The sequence below is a fragment of the Ralstonia pickettii genome (assembly GCF_001699815.1).
In the GTDB taxonomy this organism is placed as follows: domain Bacteria; phylum Pseudomonadota; class Gammaproteobacteria; order Burkholderiales; family Burkholderiaceae; genus Ralstonia; species Ralstonia thomasii.
In genome coordinates this window covers 1-2727 of the sequence record NZ_MCGB01000040.1, presented here as the reverse complement: position 1 = coordinate 2727, position 2727 = coordinate 1, and the positions used below count along the sequence as shown (strand labels likewise).

At 64.2% G+C, this 2727-nt stretch carries 2 protein-coding genes; both read right to left on the bottom strand.

Annotation, left to right across the window (positions count from 1 at the left end; translation table 11 throughout):
- Positions 1-73: 73 nt before the first annotated feature.
- Positions 74-1393 (bottom strand): glycerate kinase type-2 family protein, encoded by a 1320-nt coding sequence (locus BEK68_RS07065; protein WP_012436709.1) that lies wholly within the window; start codon positions 1391-1393, stop codon positions 74-76.
- A gap of 77 nt (positions 1394-1470) precedes the next feature.
- On the bottom strand, positions 1471-2385 hold the full coding sequence (gene glxR, locus BEK68_RS07060; protein ID WP_012436708.1) for a 2-hydroxy-3-oxopropionate reductase: 915 nt from the start codon (positions 2383-2385) through the stop codon (positions 1471-1473).
- Positions 2386-2727 lie beyond the last annotated feature (342 nt).

Here is a 2727-nt window from a genome sequence, read left to right as displayed (position 1 = left end):
GCGCGCATCATCGTCATCGGCGTACGCGTGTGTAGACAGACCACATGCCAGCGTGGCCCGCATCCGAATCCACTCAGCCAGTAATCAAAATCGCCCGAAAATCATTCACATTCGTCCGCGTAGGCCCAGTCACAATCAAATCCCCCAACGCATCAAAGAACCCATACCCGTCGTTGTTGTCGAGCAATTGCTTCGGCTTCAACCCAAGCGCTTCAGCACGCGCCAGGCTATCCGGCGTAAGAATCGCCCCAGCGTTGTCTTCGGACCCATCGATGCCATCGGTATCGCAAGCAATCGCATGCACACCCGGCAGGCCATCCAACGCCACGCCCAGCGCCAGCAGGAACTCGGCATTGCGCCCGCCGCGGCCGCTACCGCGCACCGTCACGGTCGTCTCACCGCCCGACAGAATCACGCACGGCTTGGTGAACGGCTGATCGCGCGCCACGATCTGCCGCACGATGCCGGCGTGGACTTCGGCCACATCGCGTGCTTCGCCTTCAATGCTGTCCGACAGGATGTGTGCCTCGTAACCGAGCGCGCGTGCCTGCGCGGCGGCAGCTTCCAGCGCGTGCTGGGCCGTCGCAATGACGTGACTGCGATGGCCGTCAAAGCCTGCATCGCCGGGTTTGGGTGTTTCGCCCGCGCCGGTTTCCAGATGACGGCGTACCGCTTCGGGCACGTCGATGCCGTATTTGTCGATCACGGTCAGGGCATCCGCGCAGGTGGTGGCGTCGGGTAGCGTCGGGCCGCTGGCGATGAGCGTCGGGTCGTCGCCTGGAATATCGGAGATCAGCAGCGTCTCGACGCGTGCCGGTGCGCATGCCAGCGCCAGGCGCCCGCCTTTGATTGACGACAGGTGCTTGCGCACGCAGTTCATCTCGCCGATGCTGGCGCCGCTTTTGAGCAGCGCGCGGTTGACGGACTGCTTGTCGGCCAGCGTCAGGCCCTCCGCCGGTGCAGCCAGAAGGGCCGAGCCACCGCCCGAGATCAGGCACAGCACGAGGTCGTCTTCCGTCAAACCATCGAGCAGGCCGACCATGCGTTGCGCAGCGCGTTGGCCGGCTGCATCGGGCACCGGGTGCGAGGCTTCCACCACTTCGATACGGCCTTGTGTGCCAGGCGCGCGGCCGTGCTCGTAACGCGTGACGACCAGGCCAGACAGATCGCCCTTCCAGTGCTGCTCCACCGCCTCGGCCATCGCTGCTGCGCCTTTGCCGGCGCCGATGACGATGGTGCGGCCACGCGGCGGTTCAGGCAGGAATGCCTGCAGGCATTGCGCCGCGCTGACCGCAGCCACCGCAGTATCAAACAGGCCGTGCAGCAACGCGCGCGGCGACGGATTGGGCAAGGCAGCGCGCAGGGCGGCCTGGGCAGACTGGTCGTGGTGCATGGCAGAAAGCGGGGGAGACAGCAAAAAGACTGCCGCCGCCCGAAGGCTGCGACAGTGCACACAACTTAGGCGCGCATTCAGGCGATGTCGTGGTTCGACATGATCTCGATCGCGCGGCACAAGGCCGAATGATCTTGCTTGCCCATGCCGTTGGCGGCGCAGGTGTTGAACAGCTCCTGCGCGGTGGCCGTGTTCGGCAGGGCCACGCCCAGCGTCTTGGCGCCCTGCAGGGCCAGGTTCAAGTCCTTCTGGTGCAGCTCGATGCGGAAGCCCGGGTCGAACGTGCGCTTCACCATGCGCTCGCCGTGCACTTCAAGAATGCGCGACGCAGCGAAGCCGCCCATCAGTGCCTGACGTACCTTTGCGGGATCGGCACCCGCCTTCGATGCAAACAGCAGCGCTTCGGACACGGCCTGGATGTTCAGCGCCACGATGATCTGGTTGGCCACCTTGGTGGTCTGGCCGTCACCGTTGCCGCCGACCAGCGTGATGTTCTTGCCCATCAGGTTGAACAGCGGAGCAACGCGGTCGAACGCAGCCTGCTCACCGCCCACCATGATCGTCAGCGACGCAGCCTTCGCGCCCACTTCACCGCCCGACACCGGAGCGTCCAGGTACTGCGCGCCGGTCTTGTTGATGCGGGCTGCAAAGTCTTTCGTCGCGATCGGCGAGATCGAGCTCATGTCGACGACGATCTTGCTGGCAGCAGCGTCCTTGCCGGCATCCTTCAGCGCCTTGGCGACGCCCTTCTCGCTGAACAGCACGGCTTCAACGTGCGGGGTGTCCGGCACCATGATGAAGATGATGTCGGCGCGCTTGGCGACTTCTTCCGCGCTCGTGCAGACCGTCACGCCGGCTTCCACCAGCGCGGCGGGTGCCGGGTTGACGTCGTGCACGAAGAGCGTGTGGCCTGCTGCGCGCAGGTGGCCTGCCATGGGGGCGCCCATGATGCCGAGGCCGATGAAACCGAGGTTCAGAGTTGCGGTTGCCATGGTGAGGGATCTCCTTGGTTTGGATGTGTTGGTGGTTCGTGGTTCGTGGTTTGTGGTTTGGGCCTTGGTGGTCCACTCCCTTTTTCGTCCCCTGCCGGGGCCGACTTACTTTCTTTGTCTTGCCAAAGAAAGGTAAGCAAAGAAAGGCGCGCCCGAGATGGCGACTTCCCCTTGAATTTATGTAACCGGGCGGAGACGGGGAAAACTCGCTCCGCTCAGACAGTTCCCCGTCTCTTTTCCGCCCGCTTACAGAAATTCAAGGCGCCATCTAGGGCAGGGTACGGCCAAACCGTCGGTGGGCACCTGTTGGCGTTGGGGCGAGCGTTGAGGTGTGGTGAGCGG

Coding starts and splice junctions, on each gene's coding strand:
- BEK68_RS07065 (WP_012436709.1), bottom strand. CDS start 1,393: ATGCACCACGACCAGTCTGCCCAGGCCGCCCTGCGCGCTGCCTTGCCC.
- glxR (WP_012436708.1), bottom strand. CDS start 2,385: ATGGCAACCGCAACTCTGAACCTCGGTTTCATCGGCCTCGGCATCATG.